Raw genomic sequence first — 256 nt, 5'->3', positions numbered from 1 at the left:
CTACCGAGTCGGCTATTAAATCGCGCGATGGCAGTGAATAAAGCATACCGCCGTGCCCCATGGCAATACCGTCATCTATGGCGATGGTATTAAATTCTTTTGGAACACCGCCCGCTTGGGTGATGGTTTCAGCCATTAGTTCACTGAGCTGATTAAGATGCACATGCCCCGGCACAAATTGTGTAAATGAGTTAACCACAGCAATAATTGGTTTACCAAAGTCGGTGTCGGTCATGCCTGTTGCACGCCATAATGC

Annotated in this window: 1 protein-coding gene; it reads right to left on the bottom strand. The window is 48.0% G+C overall.

Translation table 11 applies throughout. From position 1 onward, the window contains the following. Window positions 1-256 (bottom strand): dihydroxy-acid dehydratase domain-containing protein (locus tag AAEY62_RS23420; RefSeq protein WP_350636847.1); only part of this gene is annotated, 256 nt, incomplete at both ends.

This window comes from Pseudoalteromonas sp. GW168-MNA-CIBAN-0100, assembly GCF_040309225.1.
Classification (GTDB): domain Bacteria; phylum Pseudomonadota; class Gammaproteobacteria; order Enterobacterales; family Alteromonadaceae; genus Pseudoalteromonas; species Pseudoalteromonas arctica.
Note: the sequence above shows the minus strand (reverse complement) of the source record. Positions and strands in the feature narration are given on the sequence as shown.